General features: G+C 59.4%; 16 protein-coding genes. 9 read left to right on the top strand and 7 right to left on the bottom strand.

Annotation, left to right across the window (positions count from 1 at the left end; translation table 11 throughout):
- The first annotated feature begins 284 nt into the window (after positions 1-284).
- A complete protein-coding gene (gene icd, locus ACX3YF_RS27945; RefSeq protein WP_047527687.1) occupies positions 285-1,541 on the top strand; it encodes an NADP-dependent isocitrate dehydrogenase in 1,257 nt (418 codons plus the stop codon).
- A 65-nt stretch (positions 1,542-1,606) separates the two neighbouring features.
- Here the strand turns inward: icd and cspD are convergent, their stop codons facing one another.
- On the bottom strand, positions 1,607-1,876 hold the full coding sequence (cspD, locus tag ACX3YF_RS27940) for a cold shock domain-containing protein CspD (protein ID WP_130211201.1): 270 nt from the start codon (positions 1,874-1,876) through the stop codon (positions 1,607-1,609).
- Between the two features lie 224 nt (positions 1,877-2,100).
- Here cspD and clpS point away from each other — a divergent pair, with 224 nt between their 5' ends.
- Both clpS and clpA read left to right on the top strand, forming a co-directional pair.
- Positions 2,101-2,463, top strand: coding sequence for an ATP-dependent Clp protease adapter ClpS (gene clpS, locus ACX3YF_RS27935; RefSeq protein ID WP_015094394.1), 363 nt, complete (start codon positions 2,101-2,103; stop codon positions 2,461-2,463).
- 30 nt (positions 2,464-2,493) lie between these two features.
- Positions 2,494-4,764, top strand: coding sequence for an ATP-dependent Clp protease ATP-binding subunit ClpA (gene clpA, locus ACX3YF_RS27930; protein ID WP_047527693.1), 2,271 nt, complete (start codon positions 2,494-2,496; stop codon positions 4,762-4,764).
- A gap of 107 nt (positions 4,765-4,871) precedes the next feature.
- Here the strand turns inward: clpA and ACX3YF_RS27925 are convergent, their stop codons facing one another.
- The 5 genes from ACX3YF_RS27925 to trxB form a co-directional block, all read right to left on the bottom strand.
- Entirely contained in the window at positions 4,872-6,203 is a 1,332-nt protein-coding gene (locus ACX3YF_RS27925; protein WP_458974668.1) for an IS4 family transposase, read from the bottom strand.
- A gap of 233 nt (positions 6,204-6,436) precedes the next feature.
- A complete protein-coding gene (gene infA / locus ACX3YF_RS27920) occupies positions 6,437-6,655 on the bottom strand; it encodes a translation initiation factor IF-1 (protein ID WP_002553999.1) in 219 nt (72 codons plus the stop codon).
- A gap of 111 nt (positions 6,656-6,766) precedes the next feature.
- Positions 6,767-7,474, bottom strand: coding sequence for an arginyltransferase (locus ACX3YF_RS27915; protein ID WP_047527699.1), 708 nt, complete (start codon positions 7,472-7,474; stop codon positions 6,767-6,769).
- 69 nt (positions 7,475-7,543) lie between these two features.
- Positions 7,544-8,224, bottom strand: coding sequence for a leucyl/phenylalanyl-tRNA--protein transferase (gene aat, locus ACX3YF_RS27910; RefSeq protein WP_130211202.1), 681 nt, complete (start codon positions 8,222-8,224; stop codon positions 7,544-7,546).
- Positions 8,225-8,287: 63 nt separating this feature from the next.
- Entirely contained in the window at positions 8,288-9,247 is a 960-nt protein-coding gene (trxB, locus tag ACX3YF_RS27905) for a thioredoxin-disulfide reductase (RefSeq protein ID WP_130211203.1), read from the bottom strand.
- 318 nt (positions 9,248-9,565) lie between these two features.
- On the opposite strand from trxB, the gene ACX3YF_RS27900 reads away from it, so the two are divergent.
- The 6 genes from ACX3YF_RS27900 to cysG all read left to right on the top strand — a co-directional run bounded on the left by ACX3YF_RS27900 (position 9,566) and on the right by cysG (position 17,203).
- The gene (locus ACX3YF_RS27900) at positions 9,566-11,977 is read left to right on the top strand and encodes a DNA translocase FtsK (RefSeq protein ID WP_130211204.1); all 2,412 of its coding nucleotides are present in this window, start codon (positions 9,566-9,568) and stop codon (positions 11,975-11,977) included.
- 66 nt (positions 11,978-12,043) lie between these two features.
- Entirely contained in the window at positions 12,044-12,664 is a 621-nt protein-coding gene (gene lolA, locus ACX3YF_RS27895; RefSeq protein WP_047527704.1) for an outer membrane lipoprotein chaperone LolA, read from the top strand.
- 151 nt (positions 12,665-12,815) lie between these two features.
- Positions 12,816-14,138 (top strand): replication-associated recombination protein A, encoded by a 1,323-nt coding sequence (locus tag ACX3YF_RS27890; protein WP_448646319.1) that lies wholly within the window; start codon positions 12,816-12,818, stop codon positions 14,136-14,138.
- Positions 14,138-14,512, top strand: a complete 375-nt coding sequence (crcB, locus tag ACX3YF_RS27885; RefSeq protein WP_130211205.1) for a fluoride efflux transporter CrcB — start codon at positions 14,138-14,140, stop codon at positions 14,510-14,512. The genes ACX3YF_RS27890 and crcB overlap by 1 nt, the downstream gene beginning before the upstream one ends.
- Before the next feature lie 15 nt (positions 14,513-14,527).
- Entirely contained in the window at positions 14,528-15,808 is a 1,281-nt protein-coding gene (gene serS, locus ACX3YF_RS27880) for a serine--tRNA ligase (RefSeq protein ID WP_130211206.1), read from the top strand.
- A complete protein-coding gene (gene cysG, locus ACX3YF_RS27875; protein WP_130211207.1) occupies positions 15,809-17,203 on the top strand; it encodes a siroheme synthase CysG in 1,395 nt (464 codons plus the stop codon).
- 120 nt (positions 17,204-17,323) lie between these two features.
- Here the strand turns inward: cysG and ACX3YF_RS27870 are convergent, their stop codons facing one another.
- On the bottom strand, positions 17,324-18,331 hold the full coding sequence (locus ACX3YF_RS27870; RefSeq protein ID WP_196585533.1) for a glutathione S-transferase family protein: 1,008 nt from the start codon (positions 18,329-18,331) through the stop codon (positions 17,324-17,326).
- Between the last annotated feature and the right edge of the window lie 6 nt (positions 18,332-18,337).

The following is an 18,337-nucleotide window of genomic DNA, read 5'->3' as shown; positions in this document are numbered from 1 at the left end:
GTGACTCTGTGGTCAGCGGGCAGCATTATACATAGGTAGCTGGCAATCTGCCGATGGTTCATACGCGACGATTGTCGTCCATTGGTCTAAAGGTCGCAGGGGCGCGTGGGGCGTAGAGTCATTCGTCGTGCTGTAGTTTGGCGCTTTTCCCTTTGCTTTCAGGCTTGTAGGCCGCCAGTTGTGCAGCTTTGCGGCACGTGGATGGAACATAGGGTTTGCGCGCAGATTTAACTGGGTTACGCTCGAATGAAGCCAGATGTTCAATCCAATCAATGGAGTTCAGCATGGGTTACAAGAAGATTCAGGTTCCAGCCGTCGGCGACAAAATCACCGTCAATGCAGACCATTCTCTCAATGTTCCTAATAACCCGATCATTCCCTTCATCGAAGGCGACGGCATTGGGGTTGATATCAGCCCCGTCATGATCAAGGTTGTCGATGCTGCCGTGAAGAAGGCTTACGGCGGCGAGCGCAAGATTTCCTGGATGGAAGTGTACGCCGGGGAAAAAGCGACTCAGGTTTACGATCAGGACACCTGGCTGCCCCAGGAAACCCTGGACGCGGTCAAGGACTACGTGGTTTCCATCAAGGGTCCGCTGACGACCCCGGTCGGTGGTGGCATTCGTTCGCTGAACGTGGCGCTGCGTCAGCAACTCGATCTCTATGTCTGCCTGCGTCCGGTGCGCTGGTTCGAAGGCGTGCCGAGCCCGGTCAAGAAGCCTGGCGACGTCGACATGACGATCTTCCGCGAGAACTCCGAAGACATCTATGCCGGTATCGAGTGGAAGGCCGGTTCGGCCGAGGCCACCAAAGTCATCAAATTCCTTAAAGAAGAAATGGGCGTCACCAAGATCCGTTTCGACGAAAACTGCGGTATCGGCATCAAGCCGGTTTCCCTGCAGGGCACCAAGCGCCTGGCGCGCAAGGCGCTGCAATATGTGGTCGATAATGACCGCGATTCGCTGACCATCGTGCACAAAGGCAACATCATGAAGTTCACCGAAGGTGCCTTCAAGGAGTGGGCCTACGAAGTGGCCGCCGAAGAGTTCGGCGCGACCCTGCTCGATGGCGGTCCGTGGATGCAGTTCAAGAACCCGAAAACCGGCAAGAACGTCATCGTCAAGGATGCCATCGCCGACGCCATGCTCCAGCAGATCCTGCTGCGCCCGGCCGAGTACGATGTCATCGCGACCCTGAACCTGAACGGCGACTACCTCTCCGACGCCCTGGCGGCGGAAGTGGGCGGTATCGGTATCGCGCCAGGCGCCAACCTGTCCGACACCGTGGCGATGTTCGAAGCCACCCACGGTACTGCGCCGAAGTACGCCGGCAAGGACCAGGTCAACCCGGGTTCGTTGATTCTGTCCGCTGAAATGATGTTGCGCCACATGGGCTGGACCGAAGCGGCTGACCTGATCATCAAGGGCACCAACGGCGCGATTTCCGCCAAAACCGTGACCTACGACTTCGAACGCCTGATGGACGGCGCCACGCTGCTTTCGTCTTCGGCCTTCGGCGATGCCCTGATCTCGCACATGTAAGCGAATCCAGGCTGCAAAAAAACGCCCGGCTCAATTGAGTCGGGCGTTTTTCATGGCTGGGGCGGTCAGCTCAGAGCTGTGCCGTGGGTGCTGGTGGAGGCGGTAGTGGTAGTCGCGGTGGTGGTTTTGGCCAGGGCGTCGTTGATCTCGACCGCATGCAGCCCCTTGGGCCCCTGGATGATGTTGAAGGTCACAGCCTGTCCGGCCTTCAGGGTTCTATAGCCATCCATTTTGATGGCCGAGTAGTGGGCAAACAGATCTTCTGTCTTGCCGTCCTCGTTGATGAAGCCGTAACCCTTGGCGTTGTTGAACCACTTGACCTTGCCGACTGCCATACACATATCCCTCTGCAACAGACTCCATCACTGGAGTATCATCCAGTTCATCCGCAGTCGCCTTTTCGAAAAAAGTTGACTCCGCGGACCTTTTTTACCCACTGTGGGCTCTATTGGTTGTAACACCGTTTTGCTGATAGTCAAGGTGACCCGGCAGTCGGAGTTGAAATTGGCCATAGCTGCCCCCACCACTGTATTTGCACAACTGACGAACCTTTCTTTCCATGCATGCAATCAGCCAGATTCGACTAACATTCAATCAGGATCGCCCTGATTTACACGACGACGATTCCGCAGGCATTGCTGTTCAGGAGGCCAAGCCTGCTCTACAGGCGCCGCCGATGTACAAGGTGGTTTTGTTCAATGATGACTACACACCGATGGATTTCGTCGTCGAAGTGCTCGAGGTGTTTTTTAACCTGAATCGCGAGCTGGCGACCAAGGTCATGCTGGCCGTCCATACAGAAGGGCGGGCAGTATGTGGAGTGTTTACCCGCGACATCGCCGAGACCAAGGCCATGCAGGTCAACCAGTACGCCAGGGAAAGCCAGCATCCGCTACTCTGTGAAATCGAGAAGGACGGTTAATCGCCGGACACTTGGGTATGAGGTGAAGCTATGTTAAACCGCGAGCTCGAAGTCACCCTCAATCTTGCCTTCAAGGAGGCTCGTTCGAAGCGTCATGAATTCATGACCGTCGAGCATCTCCTGTTGGCCCTATTGGACAATGAGGCTGCCGCCACCGTTTTGCGTGCCTGCGGCGCAAACCTCGACAAACTCAAGCACGACCTGCAGGAGTTCATCGACTCCACCACGCCGTTGATCCCCGTGCATGACGAGGACCGCGAAACCCAGCCAACCCTGGGCTTCCAGCGTGTACTGCAACGTGCTGTGTTTCACGTACAGAGCTCGGGCAAACGTGAAGTGACTGGCGCCAACGTGCTGGTCGCGATCTTCAGTGAACAAGAGAGTCAGGCAGTGTTCCTGCTGAAACAGCAGAGCGTTGCCCGTATCGATGTCGTCAACTACATCGCCCATGGCATTTCCAAGGTGCCAGGGCACGGCGATCACTCTGAGGGCGAGCAAGATATGCAGGACGACGAGGGCGGTGAGTCTTCTTCTTCAGGCAACCCACTGGATGCTTATGCCAGTAACCTCAACGAACTCGCGCGCCAGGGTCGTATCGATCCGTTGGTCGGTCGTGAGCTGGAAGTCGAGCGCGTTGCGCAGATCCTGGCGCGTCGTCGCAAAAACAATCCGCTGCTGGTAGGCGAGGCGGGCGTGGGTAAAACCGCGATTGCCGAAGGCCTGGCCAAGCGCATTGTCGACAACCAGGTGCCGGACCTGCTGGCCAATAGCGTGGTTTACTCCCTTGATCTGGGGGCCTTGCTGGCCGGGACCAAATATCGCGGTGATTTCGAGAAGCGCTTCAAGGCGTTGCTCAATGAACTGAAAAAACGTCCGCAGGCGATCCTGTTCATCGATGAGATCCACACCATCATCGGTGCGGGTGCAGCGTCCGGCGGCGTCATGGACGCCTCTAACCTGCTCAAGCCGCTGCTGTCGTCGGGTGATATCCGGTGCATTGGTTCGACGACCTTCCAGGAATTCCGCGGCATCTTCGAGAAGGACCGTGCCTTGGCTCGGCGCTTCCAGAAGGTCGATGTATCCGAGCCTTCGGTGGAAGACACCATCGGTATCCTGCGCGGCCTGAAAGGGCGTTTCGAGACCCATCACAATATCGAATACAGTGATGAAGCCCTGCGCGCCGCTGCCGAACTGGCCTCGCGCTACATCAATGACCGGCACATGCCGGACAAGGCCATCGACGTCATCGACGAGGCGGGTGCCTACCAGCGCCTGCAGCCGATCGAGAAGCGCGTAAAGCGCATCGAGGTGGCTCAGGTCGAGGACATCGTCGCGAAAATCGCGCGGATTCCGCCAAAACACGTCACCAGTTCCGACAAGGAGCTGCTGCGTAACCTTGAGCGTGACCTGAAGTTGACGGTGTTTGGTCAGGATGCTGCGATCGACTCCCTGGCGACCGCGATCAAGCTGTCCCGAGCCGGACTCAAGTCGCCTGACAAGCCTGTCGGTTCGTTCCTGTTCGCCGGTCCCACCGGTGTCGGTAAAACCGAAGCGGCGCGTCAGCTCGCCAAGGCCTTGGGTGTCGAGCTGGTTCGTTTCGACATGTCCGAGTACATGGAGCGCCACACCGTATCGCGTCTGATCGGTGCGCCTCCGGGCTATGTCGGGTTCGATCAGGGCGGCCTGCTGACTGAAGCCATTACCAAGCAGCCTCACTGCGTGCTGTTGCTCGATGAAATCGAGAAGGCGCATCCGGAAGTCTTCAACCTGCTGCTGCAGGTCATGGACCACGGTACGTTGACCGATAACAACGGGCGCAAGGCGGATTTCCGTAACGTGATCGTCATCATGACGACCAACGCCGGTGCCGAGACCGCAGCCCGTGCCTCGATTGGTTTCACCTATCAGGATCACTCTTCCGACGCGATGGAAGTGATCAAGAAAAGCTTCACGCCGGAATTCCGTAACCGCCTGGACACCATCATTCAGTTTGGTCGCCTCAGTCACGAGGTCATCAAGAGCGTGGTGGACAAGTTCCTCATCGAGCTTCAGGCGCAGCTGGAAGACAAGCGTGTGCTGTTGGAGGTTTCCGATGCGGCCCGCAGCTGGCTGGCAGCCGGTGGTTACGACGCAGCGATGGGTGCTCGACCAATGGCTCGCCTGATCCAGGACAAGATCAAGCGTCCGCTGGCGGAGGAGATTCTCTTTGGCGAACTGGCCGAACATGGCGGTGTGGTGCACATCGACATCAAGGACGGCGAGCTGACCTTCGAGTTCGAGACCACGGCCGAAATGGCCTGAGGTTAAACCGTTGCAAAGCAGAAAGGCGCCGATTGGCGCCTTTTTGCTGTCTGCCTGAAGCTCGCTCCCCGCACAAACAAAAACGCCCGGCAATGCCGTAATGCTGTTCACTTAAGCGGAGCAGCCTTACGGTCCACCGGAAATCGGGTTTTTGAAATTTTCACCGTCCTTGGCCTTGAAGGCCTTGGGCGGTGATCCAGAAACAGCCCGGCAACGCCTTTTCTTAGTTCTGCTAACCGTCTACCCGTCGCCGAAACGGGATTGGCCGCAGCCATCACGATCAACTGCACGGCGATGTACTGGCAAGCCGGCTTGAATCGGATGTCCGACGGCGCTCGGCCAAACGCCACTGCTGCCTGACTCGCCTCCCGGCGAATCACGTTGTAAGCCAGCAACAGCCCCCATACTTCCTGGTAGATCAGGTCGACTTTTTTGCTGCGCAAGGTCACTGCGTTCTGCTGCATTGAGCTTTTGATATCCCTGAAGCCCAATTCGATTTCCCAGCGTTCTTGATACAACGTGGCAACGGCCTTTGTGCTGTAGGTCTTGGCCGGCAACGATGTCATGACTGTTTTTACTTTGCCTTGAATTTCATAACTGACTTCACGCGCCTCCCAGTGTGTAGGAAGAGTCGGATTTCGCTTTCTGGCTTGCGGCGACACTTTCATACGCACCAAACGATCGTTCTGGTTGTAACGGGCTACCTCCTCGCAAACCAATCCCTTTTTTGCCGGAATCAGCCAATGGCGGTGATTGCCGTCGCCGCTCAGGCTGAGCATGAGATCGGCGCTCCAGAATCCCTTATCGAACAGCGTCACGGAGTGGTCGGGAATCTTCTGCAAAAACTCATCGGCCAGACGCATTTCGCTGCGTCGGTAAGGGCTAAGTTGTGCATCCAGGATCAGGTGCGAACGCACATTCATCAGCGCCACCAGGCGCAGCATGGGAAAGGGAGTCTGGCGGTCGGTCGAGGTGTTTCCAGAACCGAAATGGTCTCGCAACTCAGGTGTATCCGGCGTGCGCAGAAGCGCACCATCGACCGCAAATACTTGCAAGTCCTGCCAGGCATCATCGGGATAGCGCTGCGCGCCCCATTGAGTGCCAGTTTTGCGAAACAACCACTCAACCGGGTCGGCCCCAAGCCGCTTGCGGGCCTCGGTCACACCGCTACGGGCCAACAGATGGTCAGAAGCCAGACCTTGGGCGCAGATGTTCAAACGCCGGGCGACTTCATGAACAGGTTCGTCGCGAAACAATGCCATTCCGAGCACCAGCCAGAGCACTTGGTCGGCAGGCAAGCGACGCCGCCGGATAGTGGCCTGGCTGGACAAATCCAGCGCAGACGCGACCCACTCGATGGGAATATTTTGAGTGAAAGTGCTCAAGTCACAGAAGTTGAAAAGGTCGCCGAGGTCGAGCAAGTCCTGTTGAACAGACATAAAAAATCCGATGCCAGAGGTCTGGCATCGGATTTTCCAGGAAGCCCGGCTTTGACTCAAATGCTTAAGTGAACAGCATTACGGCAATGCCGGGCGTTTTGTGTTGACTTGATTAGCGAGCGGACGCTGTCTTTGCAGGAGCGAGCCTGCTCGCGATGGTCGTCAACGATGATGCGGGGAGTCTGGCTTGACGCGGTACCCTCAGGTTTTTCGCGAGCAAGCTAGCTCCTACCTTAGCGAGCGCGGTAAGTGATGCGCCCTTTGCTCAAGTCATAGGGCGTCAGCTCGACGCGCACTTTGTCACCGGTAAGAATACGAATGTAGTTCTTGCGCATCTTGCCGGAAATATGCGCGGTTACGACGTGCCCATTTTCCAACTCCACACGAAACATGGTGTTGGGCAGGGTGTCGACGACAGTGCCTTCCATTTCGAAGCTGTCTTCTTTCGACATGCAGTAAAGCCCTCGGTGTCCAATGAATGGCCCGGTGCAACTGCGCCAGGCAAAAGCGGCGTGCATTGTGCCCGAAAAGTGGGGTTCAAGCCAAGGGGTTTAGGCCGTGCTCTAGTTCAGGGCAACCCAGCGCTGGTTAATCAGCAGTTCAATGGGTCGATATTGCGTCTTGTAGCTCATTTTTTTGCAGTTCTTGATCCAGTAACCCAGGTAAACCGCGTCCAGCCCCAGGCGCCGGGCCTCGCCAATCTGCCACAGGATCGCGAAACGCCCCAGGCTTCGGCGGTCTTCGGCAGGCTCATAGAAGGTGTAGACCGCGGACAGACCGTTCGGCAGAAGGTCGGTGACAGCGATGGCCAGCAGCCGCCCGTCGAGGCGAAATTCATAGAAGCGCGAGAAAGGCAGGTCACGTACCAGGAATGTCGAAAACTGATCGCGACTCGGCGGATACATGTCGCCATCGGCATGACGCTGTTCGATGTAGCGCTGGTAAAGGTCGAAATACTCTTCACTGAAACCTGGCTTGGCCGGGCGTACTTGCAAGTCGGCATTGCGTTTGAAAATGCGCTTCTGCTGACGGTTGGGGGTGAATTGTCCTACAGGGATGCGTGCAGGCACGCACGCATTGCAGTTTTGACAATGCGGCCGATAGAGGTGATCGCCACTGCGACGAAAACCCATTTCCGACAGGTCCGCATAGACATGCACATCCATGGGCTGGCTAGGATCGAGGAACAGGGTTGTAGCCTGCTCCTCTGGCAGATAACTGCAAGAGTGGGGCTGAGTGGCATAGAACTTCAAACGCGCCAACTCGGTCATGATCAACCCTCGGGATAAACTTTTAATTAGGGGGCGTCTCTAAGTGTAAGCCACGCGCGCGAAAGTCGCTCAGCAAACCCAGGTCGCACGGCTGGGATGGTCCAGGTACTGCGACAGATAGCCGGCAAACGCGCTGCGGGGAATCGCTCGCGCACCGAGGCTATGCAGATGGTCGGTCGGCATCTGGCAATCGATCAGCACGAAACCCCAGTCTTTCAGGTGTTGCACCAAGGTGGCAAAGCCATACTTGGAGGCGTTGTCGGCGCGGCTGAACATGGACTCGCCGAAAAACAATTGCCCCATTGCCAGGCCATACAGCCCGCCAACCAGTTCACCCTGATCCCAGACCTCCACCGAATGCGCATAACCGCGCTTGTGCAGTTCCAGGTAAGCGTCCTGCATGGCTTGCGTGATCCAGGTGCCATCGGCGTAGTCGCGCGGCGCTGCGCAGGCACGGATGACGGCGGCAAAATCCTGGTCGAAGGTCACCTGATAGCGTTGTTGGCGCAGCAATTTGTTCAGGCTGCGCGAGACGTGCAGTTCGTCGGGAAATAGCACGGTGCGCGGGTCCGGCGACCACCAGAGAATCGGCTGGCCTTCCGAGAACCAGGGAAAGCAACCGTGCCGGTACGCCCGGATCAGCCGATCGGCGGACAGATCGCCGCCGGCGGCCAGCAGACCGTTGGGGTCGCGCATGGCTTTGTCCAGCGGCGGGAACGTCAGGGTATTGCGTTGTAACCAAGTCAGCATGGCGTCCGGGCTTGCAGAGAGGGGAGGGTAGTGGCGATTGTCGGCCCACCACCCAGTGTGCCGTCAAGCGATGGGAATGTCGTCGAGGTATTTTTCCGCGTCCAGCGCCGCCATGCATCCTGCTCCGGCGGAAGTGACGGCCTGGCGATAGACGTGGTCGGCCACATCGCCAGCGGCAAATACCCCGGCGATGGCCGTCGCAGTGGCATCGCCTTCGCTGCCTCCCTTGACCAGCAGGTAGCCGTCACGCATTTCCAACTGGCCGGTGAAAAGGTCAGTGTTGGGTTTGTGGCCGATGGCAATGAACACGCCAGCGAGCGGCAGCTCCTGGGTGGCTCCGGTGAGGCTGTCGCGCAGGCGCGCACCGGTGACGCCACTGGCATCGCCCAGCACTTCATCCAGATGCTGGTTCCAGTGCAGGCGGATATTGCCATTGGCGGCTTTCTCGAAGAGTTTGTCCTGAAGAATCTTCTCCGAGCGCAACTTGTCCCGACGGTGAATCAGGTGCACTTCCCTGGCAATGTTGGACAGGTACAACGCTTCTTCAACCGCCGTATTGCCGCCACCGATCACGGCGACGACCTGATTGCGATAGAAGAAGCCGTCGCAAGTCGCGCAAGCCGAAACCCCTTTGCCGGCAAACGTCTCTTCCGAGGGCAGCCCCAGGTATTGCGCGGAGGCCCCGGTGGCAATAATCAGCGCATCGCACGTATAGGTTCCGCTGTCTCCCGTGAGTTCAAACGGGCGCTGTTGCAACTTGGCCGTGTGGATGTGGTCGTAGACGATCTCTGTGTCAAAGCGTTCGGCGTGTTTTTGCATGCGCTCCATCAGGGCAGGGCCGGTGAGGCCTTCGACATCGCCGGGCCAGTTATCGACTTCGACGGTGGTGGTGAGCTGGCCACCTGCCTGTATGCCGGTAATGACAACGGGTTTGAGGTTGGCGCGGGCGGCATACACGGCTGCGCTGTAACCGGCGGGGCCGGAACCCAGAATGATCAGGCGGTGATGCTTCGCTTCGCTCATAAAAACACCTCATAAGCCTTTGTCACAAAAGAGAATGCGTGCTCAAATTGAGTCGCACGTAATGTGCTTTTGACTATGCTGAAACCTAAGGTTTCAAGCATGGCATCGGACGAACAAACCCGTACAATGCGTGGCTGTCACAGTGTTTGTAACAAAATAAGCAGTGCGTTTCGTGTTTATAAAAACCGAGGCGCAATGTTAAAAGTAGTACTTGTTACGCCCGTTAACTTTTTACCTGCCTGGATTGGGCAGTTTTTTTGGCAGTTTTTATAGTCATTCAACAGATGGACGCGCCATAGGCGCAGGAAAAGAAGCGTTTTGAAGAAATCCACCGCAGCACCTAAACCAGCCGTCGTTCCGCTCTGGCGTCAGCATTTGCACTACCGACTCAAGGAAGGTGCATTGATCGCCATTGGTGCCTTGTGCCTGTTCCTGATGATGGCCTTGTTGACCTATGGCAAGGACGATCCGGGGTGGAGTCACAACAGCAAGATCGACGACGTACAGAACTTCGGCGGGCCGGCGGGCTCCTACAGCGCCGATATCCTGTTCATGGTGCTCGGTTATTTCGCCTACGTCTTCCCGCTGCTGCTGGCGATCAAGACCTACCAGATATTCCGTCAACGCCACGAGCCATGGCAGTGGAGCGGCTGGCTGTTTTCCTGGCGGCTGATCGGCCTGGTGTTTCTGGTGCTGTCCGGCGCTGCGTTGGCGCACATCCATTTCCATGCCGCGACCGGGTTGCCGGCCGGTGCTGGCGGCGCGCTGGGGGAAAGCCTCGGCGATCTGGCAAAGAACGCCCTGAACATCCAGGGCGGAACGCTGCTGTTCATTGCGCTGTTCCTGTTTGGCCTGACGGTGTTCACCGACCTGTCCTGGTTCAAGGTGATGGACGTCACCGGCAAGATCACCCTCGACCTGTTCGAACTGTTCCAGGGCGCGGCCAATCGCTGGTGGGCGGCCCGTACCGAGCGCAAGCAACTGGTCGCGCAGTTGCGTGAAGTCGATGATCGCGTGCATGACGTGGTCGCGCCGACTGTCACCGACAAACGTGAGCAGGCCAAGGTCAAGGAACGCCTGATCGAGCGTGAGCAGGCGCTGAGCAAGCACATGTCCGAGCGCGAGAAGCAGGTACCGCCGGTGATCGCACCGGCCCCGGTCAAGGCGCCCGAGCCAAGCAAGCGCGTACAGAAAGAGAAACAGGCGCCGCTGTTCGTCGACAGCGCCGTGGAAGGCACCTTGCCACCGATCTCGATTCTCGACCCTGCGGAAAAGAAACAGCTCAACTACTCACCGGAGTCCCTGGCGGCGGTCGGTCACCTGCTGGAAATCAAACTCAAGGAATTCGGCGTCGAAGTTACCGTGGACTCGATCCATCCGGGTCCGGTGATCACGCGTTACGAAATCCAGCCGGCGGCCGGGGTCAAGGTCAGCCGTATCGCCAACCTGGCCAAAGACCTGGCGCGCTCCCTGGCCGTGACCAGTGTGCGGGTCGTGGAAGTGATTCCCGGCAAGACCACGGTCGGTATCGAGATTCCCAACGAAGACCGCCAGATCGTGCGTTTCTCCGAAGTGCTCTCGACCCCCGAGTACGACAATTTCAAATCGCCGGTCACCCTGGCCCTGGGCCATGACATCGGCGGCAAGCCGGTGATCACCGACCTGGCGAAAATGCCTCACCTGCTGGTAGCCGGTACCACCGGTTCCGGTAAGTCGGTGGGCGTGAACGCGATGATCCTGTCGATCCTGTTCAAGTCCGGCCCGGAAGACGCCAAGCTGATCATGATCGACCCGAAAATGCTGGAACTGTCGATCTACGAGGGCATTCCGCACCTGCTTTGCCCGGTGGTCACCGACATGAAGGACGCCGCCAACGCCCTGCGCTGGAGCGTCGCCGAGATGGAGCGACGCTACAAGCTGATGGCGAAAATGGGCGTGCGAAACCTGTCGGGCTTCAACGCCAAGGTCAAGGAAGCCCAGGACGCCGGCGAGCCGTTGAGCGATCCGCTGTACAAGCGCGAAAGCATCCACGACGAAGCGCCGCTGCTGCAAAAGCTGCCGACCATCGTGGTGGTCGTGGACGAATTTGCCGACATGATGATGATCGTCGGCAAGAAGGTTGAAGAACTGATTGCCCGTATCGCGCAGAAGGCGCGTGCCGCCGGTATTCACTTGATCCTCGCGACCCAGCGTCCGTCGGTGGACGTGATCACCGGCCTGATCAAGGCCAACATCCCGACCCGCATGGCGTTCCAGGTATCGAGCAAGATCGACTCCCGGACCATCATCGACCAGGGCGGCGCCGAACAACTGCTGGGCCACGGTGACATGCTGTACATGCCGCCGGGCACCAGTCTGCCGATTCGTGTCCACGGTGCGTTCGTTTCCGATGACGAGGTTCACCGGGTGGTCGAAGCGTGGAAACTGCGCGGTGCGCCGGAGTACAACGACGACATTCTCAACGGTGTCGAAGAGGCCGGTAGCGGCTTTGAAGGCAGCAGCGGTGGTGGCGACGGCGATGATCCCGAAGCTGACGCGCTGTACGACGAGGCGGTGCAGTTCGTCCTGGAGAGCCGTCGCGCGTCCATTTCCGCGGTTCAGCGCAAGCTGAAAATCGGCTACAACCGCGCTGCGCGCATGATCGAAGCCATGGAAATGGCCGGGGTCGTGACGTCCATGAACACCAACGGCTCGCGTGAAGTCCTGGCCCCCGGCCCGGTGCGCGACTGACCTGATTTTTGAAGGACGGCGTCTTGAGGCGCCGTCCGTACTCCCACGAATGTTATGAGGACTCCCATGCGTCTTATCCGCATGCTGCTGCCGGTACTGGCCTTGACCACGCTCTCGGCCCACGCCGATGAAAAGGACGTGGCGCGTCTGACCCAACTGCTGGAAAAATCCCAGACCCTGACCGCACGTTTCTCCCAGTTGACCCTCGATGGCACAGGCACCCAATTGCAGGAAACGGCCGGTGAAATGTCCCTGCAACGCCCGGGATTGTTCTACTGGCACACCAATGCGCCAGCCGAGCAGACCATGGTCTCCGACGGCAAGAAAGTGACCCTGTGGGACCCCGATCTGGAACAGGCCACCATCAAGAATCTCGACCAGCGCCTGACCCAGACCCCAGCGCTGCTGTTGTCCGGTGACGTGTCCAAGATCAGCCAGAGCTTCGACATCAGCGCCAAGGAAGCCGGCGGCGTGATCGACTTCACCTTGAAGCCGAAAACCAAGGACACCCTGTTCGACAGCCTGCGTCTGTCGTTCCGCAATGGCCTGGTCAATGACATGCAACTGATTGACAGCGTCGGTCAGCGGACCAATATCCTGTTCACCGGCGTGAAGGCCAACGAGCCGATCCCGGCCTCGAAATTCAAGTTCGACATCCCCAAGGGTGCGGACGTGATCCAGGAATAAGACACAACACCCTTGCAGGAGCGAGCCTGCTCGCGATGGGCGTTAACGATAACGCTGGCGGCCTGACACCCAGCGGTGCCCTTGAGTCCATCGCGAGCGAGCTCGCTCCTACAGAATCGGCATCAGACCCAATGAGGTTTCTTAATTAGTGATGGACCTGTTTCGCAGTGCCCCGATTGCCCAGCCATTGGCCGCCCGTTTGCGTGCGACTAGTCTGGACGAGTACGTCGGTCAGGAACACGTGCTCGCTCGCGGCAAGCCATTGCGCGAAGCCCTGGAGCAGGGGGCCCTGCATTCGATGATCTTCTGGGGGCCGCCGGGCGTGGGCAAGACCACCCTGGCGCGTCTGCTGGCGGAAGTCTCGGACGCGCACTTCGAAACGGTGTCGGCGGTGTTGGCCGGGGTCAAGGAAATCCGCCAGGCCGTGGAAATCGCCAAGCAACAGGCCGGGCAATACGGCAAGCGCACCATCCTCTTCGTCGACGAGGTGCATCGCTTCAACAAGTCGCAGCAGGACGCGTTCCTGCCGTACGTCGAAGACGGCACGCTGATTTTCATCGGCGCGACCACGGAAAACCCCTCGTTCGAACTCAATAACGCCTTGCTTTCCCGCGCCCGCGTCTACGTGCTCAAGAGCCTTGACGAAGCGGCGCTGCGCAAACTGGTACAGCGTGCGCTGACCGAAGAGCGTGGTCTGGGCAAGCGCCAGCTGACCTTGAGCGATGAAGGCTTCCAGATGCTGTTGTCGGCCGCCGATGGCGATGGCCGGCGCCTGCTCAATTTGCTGGAAAACGCCTCGGACCTTGCCGAAGACAACAGCGAGATTGGTGTCGATCTGCTGCAAAGCCTGCTGGGCGATACCCGTCGGCGTTTCGACAAGGGCGGCGAAGCGTTCTACGACCAGATTTCCGCACTGCATAAATCGGTACGCGGCTCCAACCCCGACGGCGCGTTGTACTGGTTCGCACGAATGATCGACGGCGGTTGCGATCCGCTGTACCTGGCCCGGCGCGTGGTGCGCATGGCCAGCGAAGACATCGGCAATGCCGACCCGCGTGCACTGAGCCTGTGCCTGGCGGCGTGGGAGGTGCAGGAACGCCTCGGCAGTCCCGAAGGCGAACTGGCGGTGGCCCAGGCCATCACCTACCTGGCCTGCGCGCCAAAAAGCAACGCGGTGTACATGGGCTTCAAGGCCGCGATGCGCAGCGCCACCGAGCATGGTTCCCTGGAAGTGCCGCTGCACCTGCGCAATGCCCCGACCAAACTGATGAAACAGCTGGGCTATGGCGACGAATACCGTTATGCCCACGATGAGCCGGATGCCTACGCCGCCGGCGAAGACTACTTTCCGGAAGAGCTCGAACCTCAACCCTTCTATCAGCCCGTACCACGCGGCCTGGAATTGAAGATTGGCGAGAAGCTCAACCACCTGGCGCAACTCGACCGTTTAAGCCCCCGGCAGCGGAGAAAATAGTGGTTCCCTTGATCATCGCGGTTTCCGTCGGCGGGATCGCCGGCACGCTGTTGCGCTTCGCCACCGGTAACTGGGTCAACGCTAATTGGCCGCGGCACTTCTATACCGCGACGCTGGCCGTTAATATCGTGGGCTGTTTGCTGATCGGCTTTCTATACGGTCTGTTTTTGATACGCCCGGAGGTGCCATTCGAGGTGCGCGCCGGGTTGATCGTCGGCTTCCTCGGAGGGCTGACGACTTTTTCATCCTTTTCACTGGATACGGTGCGCCTGCTCGAAAGCGGGCAGGTGCCGCTGGCCCTGGGCTATGCTGCCATCAGCGTATTCGGCGGGCTGCTCGCCACCTGGGCTGGCCTGTCCTTGACCAAACTTTGATAACGAGAGACCGACATGCTCGATTCCAAACTGTTACGTAGCAACCTTCAGGACGTAGCGGACCGCCTGGCATCCCGTGGCTTTGCCCTGGATGTCGCGCGCATCGAAGCGCTGGAAGAACAGCGCAAGACCGTCCAGACCCGCACCGAAGCCCTGCAGGCTGAACGTAATGCGCGCTCCAAATCCATCGGTCAGGCCAAGCAGCGCGGCGAAGACATCGCGCCGTTGATGGCGGACGTCGAGCGCATGGCAGGCGAGTTGAGTGCCGGCAAGGTCGAGCTGGACGCGATCCAGACCGAGCTGGATTCGATCCTGCTCGGTATTCCAAACCTGCCGCACGAGTCCGTGCCGGTCGGCAAGGACGAAGAAGACAACGTCGAAGTGCGCCGCTGGGGTACGCCGACCGCATTCGATTTCCCGGTTCAGGACCACGTGGCCCTGGGCGAGAAATTCGGCTGGCTGGACTTCGAAACCGCCGCCAAACTGTCTGGTGCGCGTTTCGCCTTGCTGCGCGGCCCGATTGCCCGCCTGCACCGCGCCCTGGCGCAGTTCATGATCAACCTGCACGTCACCGAGCATGGCTATGAAGAGGCCTACACGCCTTATCTGGTCCAGGCCCCGGCGCTGCAAGGTACCGGTCAACTGCCGAAGTTCGAAGAAGACCTGTTCAAGATCGCCCGCGAAGGTGAGGCCGATCTGTACCTGATCCCGACCGCCGAAGTGTCCCTGACCAATATCGTGGCCGGTGAAATCGTCGACTCGAAACTGCTGCCGATCAAGTTCGTCGCCCACACCCCATGCTTCCGCAGCGAAGCCGGTGCGTCGGGTCGCGACACCCGCGGCATGATCCGCCAACACCAGTTCGACAAGGTCGAGATGGTGCAGATCGTCGAGCCATCGACCTCGATGGAAGCGCTGGAAGGCCTGACCGCCAACGCCGAGAAAGTCCTGCAGTTGCTGGAGCTGCCATACCGCACCCTGGCGCTGTGCACCGGCGACATGGGCTTCAGTGCAGTCAAGACCTACGACCTGGAAGTGTGGATCCCGAGCCAGGACAAGTACCGTGAAATTTCGTCGTGCTCCAACTGCGGCGATTTCCAGGCCCGTCGCATGCAAGCACGCTTCCGCAACCCGGAAACCGGCAAGCCTGAACTGGTCCACACCCTGAACGGTTCCGGCCTGGCAGTCGGCCGTACCCTGGTGGCGGTGCTGGAGAACTACCAGCAGGCCGACGGTTCGATCCGTGTGCCTGACGTGCTGAAACCGTACATGGGTGGCCTCGAGGTCATCGGCTAAATGAACTATCTGCCGCTGTTCCATAACCTTCGCGGCAGTCGTGTGTTGGTCGTCGGCGGGGGGGAGATTGCCTTGCGCAAATCCCGCCTGCTGGCCGATGCCGGTGCGCTACTGCGGGTGGTCGCACCTGAAATCGAAACCCAATTGAGCGAACTGGTCACCCTCAGCGGTGGCGAGTGCGTGCTGCGTGGTTACGTCGAGGCGGACCTGGACGGTTGCGGGCTGATCATTGCCGCCACCGATGACGAAGCGCTGAACGCGCAAGTCTCCGCCGATGCCCATCGGCGTTGCGTGCCGGTCAATGTGGTGGACGCGCCGGCCCTGTGCAGCGTGATCTTCCCGGCCATCGTCGACCGTTCGCCGCTGGTGATTGCCGTGTCCAGCGGCGGCGATGCGCCGGTTCTGGCACGCTTGATCCGCGCCAGGATTGAAACCTGGATTCCCTCCACCTACGGTCAACTGGCCGGTCTGGCCGCACGTTTCCGTAATCAGGTCAAAGGCCTGTTCCCGGATGTGCAACAGCGTCGGGCATTCTGGGAGGACGTGTTCCAGGGACCGATTGCCGATCGCCAACTGGCCGGGCAGGGCGCCGCCGCCGAGCGTTTGCTGCAAGCGAAAATTGACGGCGAAGCGCCCGTGGCGACTGGTGAGGTGTATCTGGTCGGCGCCGGGCCGGGTGATCCCGACTTGCTGACCTTCCGGGCCCTGCGCCTGATGCAGCAAGCCGATGTGGTGCTGTACGACCGCCTGGTGGCGCCGGCGATTCTCGAACTGTGTCGGCGTGATGCCGAGCGGGTTTATGTCGGCAAGCGTCGCGCCGATCACGCCGTGCCGCAGGACCAGATCAACCAGCAACTGGTGGATCTGGCCAGGCAAGGCAAGCGTGTGGTGCGGTTGAAGGGCGGCGATCCGTTCATCTTCGGCCGTGGCGGTGAAGAGATCGAGGAACTGGCGGCCCAAGGCATCCCGTTCCAGGTCGTGCCGGGCATCACGGCGGCCAGCGGTTGCGCGGCGTATGCCGGGATCCCGCTGACTCACCGTGATTACGCGCAGTCGGTGCGCTTTGTCACGGGGCATCTCAAGGACGGTTCCACCGATCTGCCGTGGGCCGATCTGGTTGCACCGGCGCAGACCCTGGTGTTTTACATGGGCCTGGTAGGCCTGCCGATCATCTGCGAACAGTTGATCAAGCATGGTCGCGACGCCAATACCCCGGCGGCATTGATCCAGCAGGGCACCACGGTCAACCAGCGTGTGTTTACCGGCACCCTGGCCGATCTGCCACGGCTGGTGGCGGAGCATGAAGTGCATGCGCCGACGCTGGTGATCGTGGGTGAGGTGGTGCAACTGCGCGAGAAACTGGCGTGGTTCGAAGGGGCTCAGGCGCAGGTCTGAAAACCGGGTTCCTCAATCGCGAGCAGGCTCGCTCCCACAGGGGATTTGTGAACGACACAAATCAAAATGTGGGAGCGAGCCTGCTCGCGATTACGGCCTGAAAAAACCGCAAAATTCAGATCAGACTCCGGCCCTGCGCCAAACCCCTTTGCCGCTCAACCGCTCCCGATCATGGGGCACGGTGAAGTCCTGTTCCGGGCCTTTGGGCACGATGCCGGTCGGGTTGATGGTCTTGTGGCTACCGTAGTAGTGATTTTTGATGTGGGTGAAGTCCACCGTCTCGGCAATCCCTGGCCACTGATAAATCTCCCGCAGCCAGTTCGACAGGTTCGGATAATCGGCAATCCGCCGCAAGTTGCACTTGAAGTGCCCGTAATACACCGCGTCGAATCGAATGATTGTGGTGAATAGACGGATATCCGCTTCGGTCAGGTATTCCCCGGTCAGGTAGCGGTTGGCCCCCAGCAATTGCTCCAGCCGATCCAGTTCGGCGAACAATCCATCAAACGCTTCTTCATAAGCCTGCTGCGACGTGGCAAACCCGGCACGGTACACGCCGTTGTTGACCGCCGGATAAATCCGCTCGTTCAGCGCATCGATCTCGCTGCGCAGTGGCGCCGGGTAGAAGTCCAGGTCGTTGCCGGTCAATGCGTCGAACGCGCCATTGAACATGCGGATGATTTCCGCCGATTCATTGCTGACGATGCGCTGCTGTTGCTTGTCCCACAGTACCGGCACGGTGACGCGGCCGGTGTAGTCGGCGGTATCGGCGGTGTAGCGCTGGTGCATGAAGTCGAAGTGATCGAGCTTGTCGCCGGTTGAGCCGTGGGACTTGTCGAAGGTCCAGCCGTTTTCCAGCATCAAGTAGCTGACCACCGACACGTCGATCAGCTTTTCGAGGCCCTTGAGTTTGCGCAGGATCAGCGTGCGATGGGCCCACGGACAGGCCAGGGAGACATAAAGGTGATAACGACCGGCCTCGGCCGCAAAGCCGCCGACACCGGTGGGGCCAGGCTGGCCGTCGGCCGTGACCCAGTGACGGCGCTGCGCCTGTTCGCGCTGAAACGCGCCGTCCTTGCTGCTTTCGTACCACTTGTCCTGCCAGCGGCCTTCGACTAACAAACCCATGCTCAG

The sequence above is a fragment of the Pseudomonas fluorescens group sp. PF-69 genome, assembly GCF_054481235.1.
Note: the sequence above shows the minus strand (reverse complement) of the source record. Positions and strands in the feature narration are given on the sequence as shown.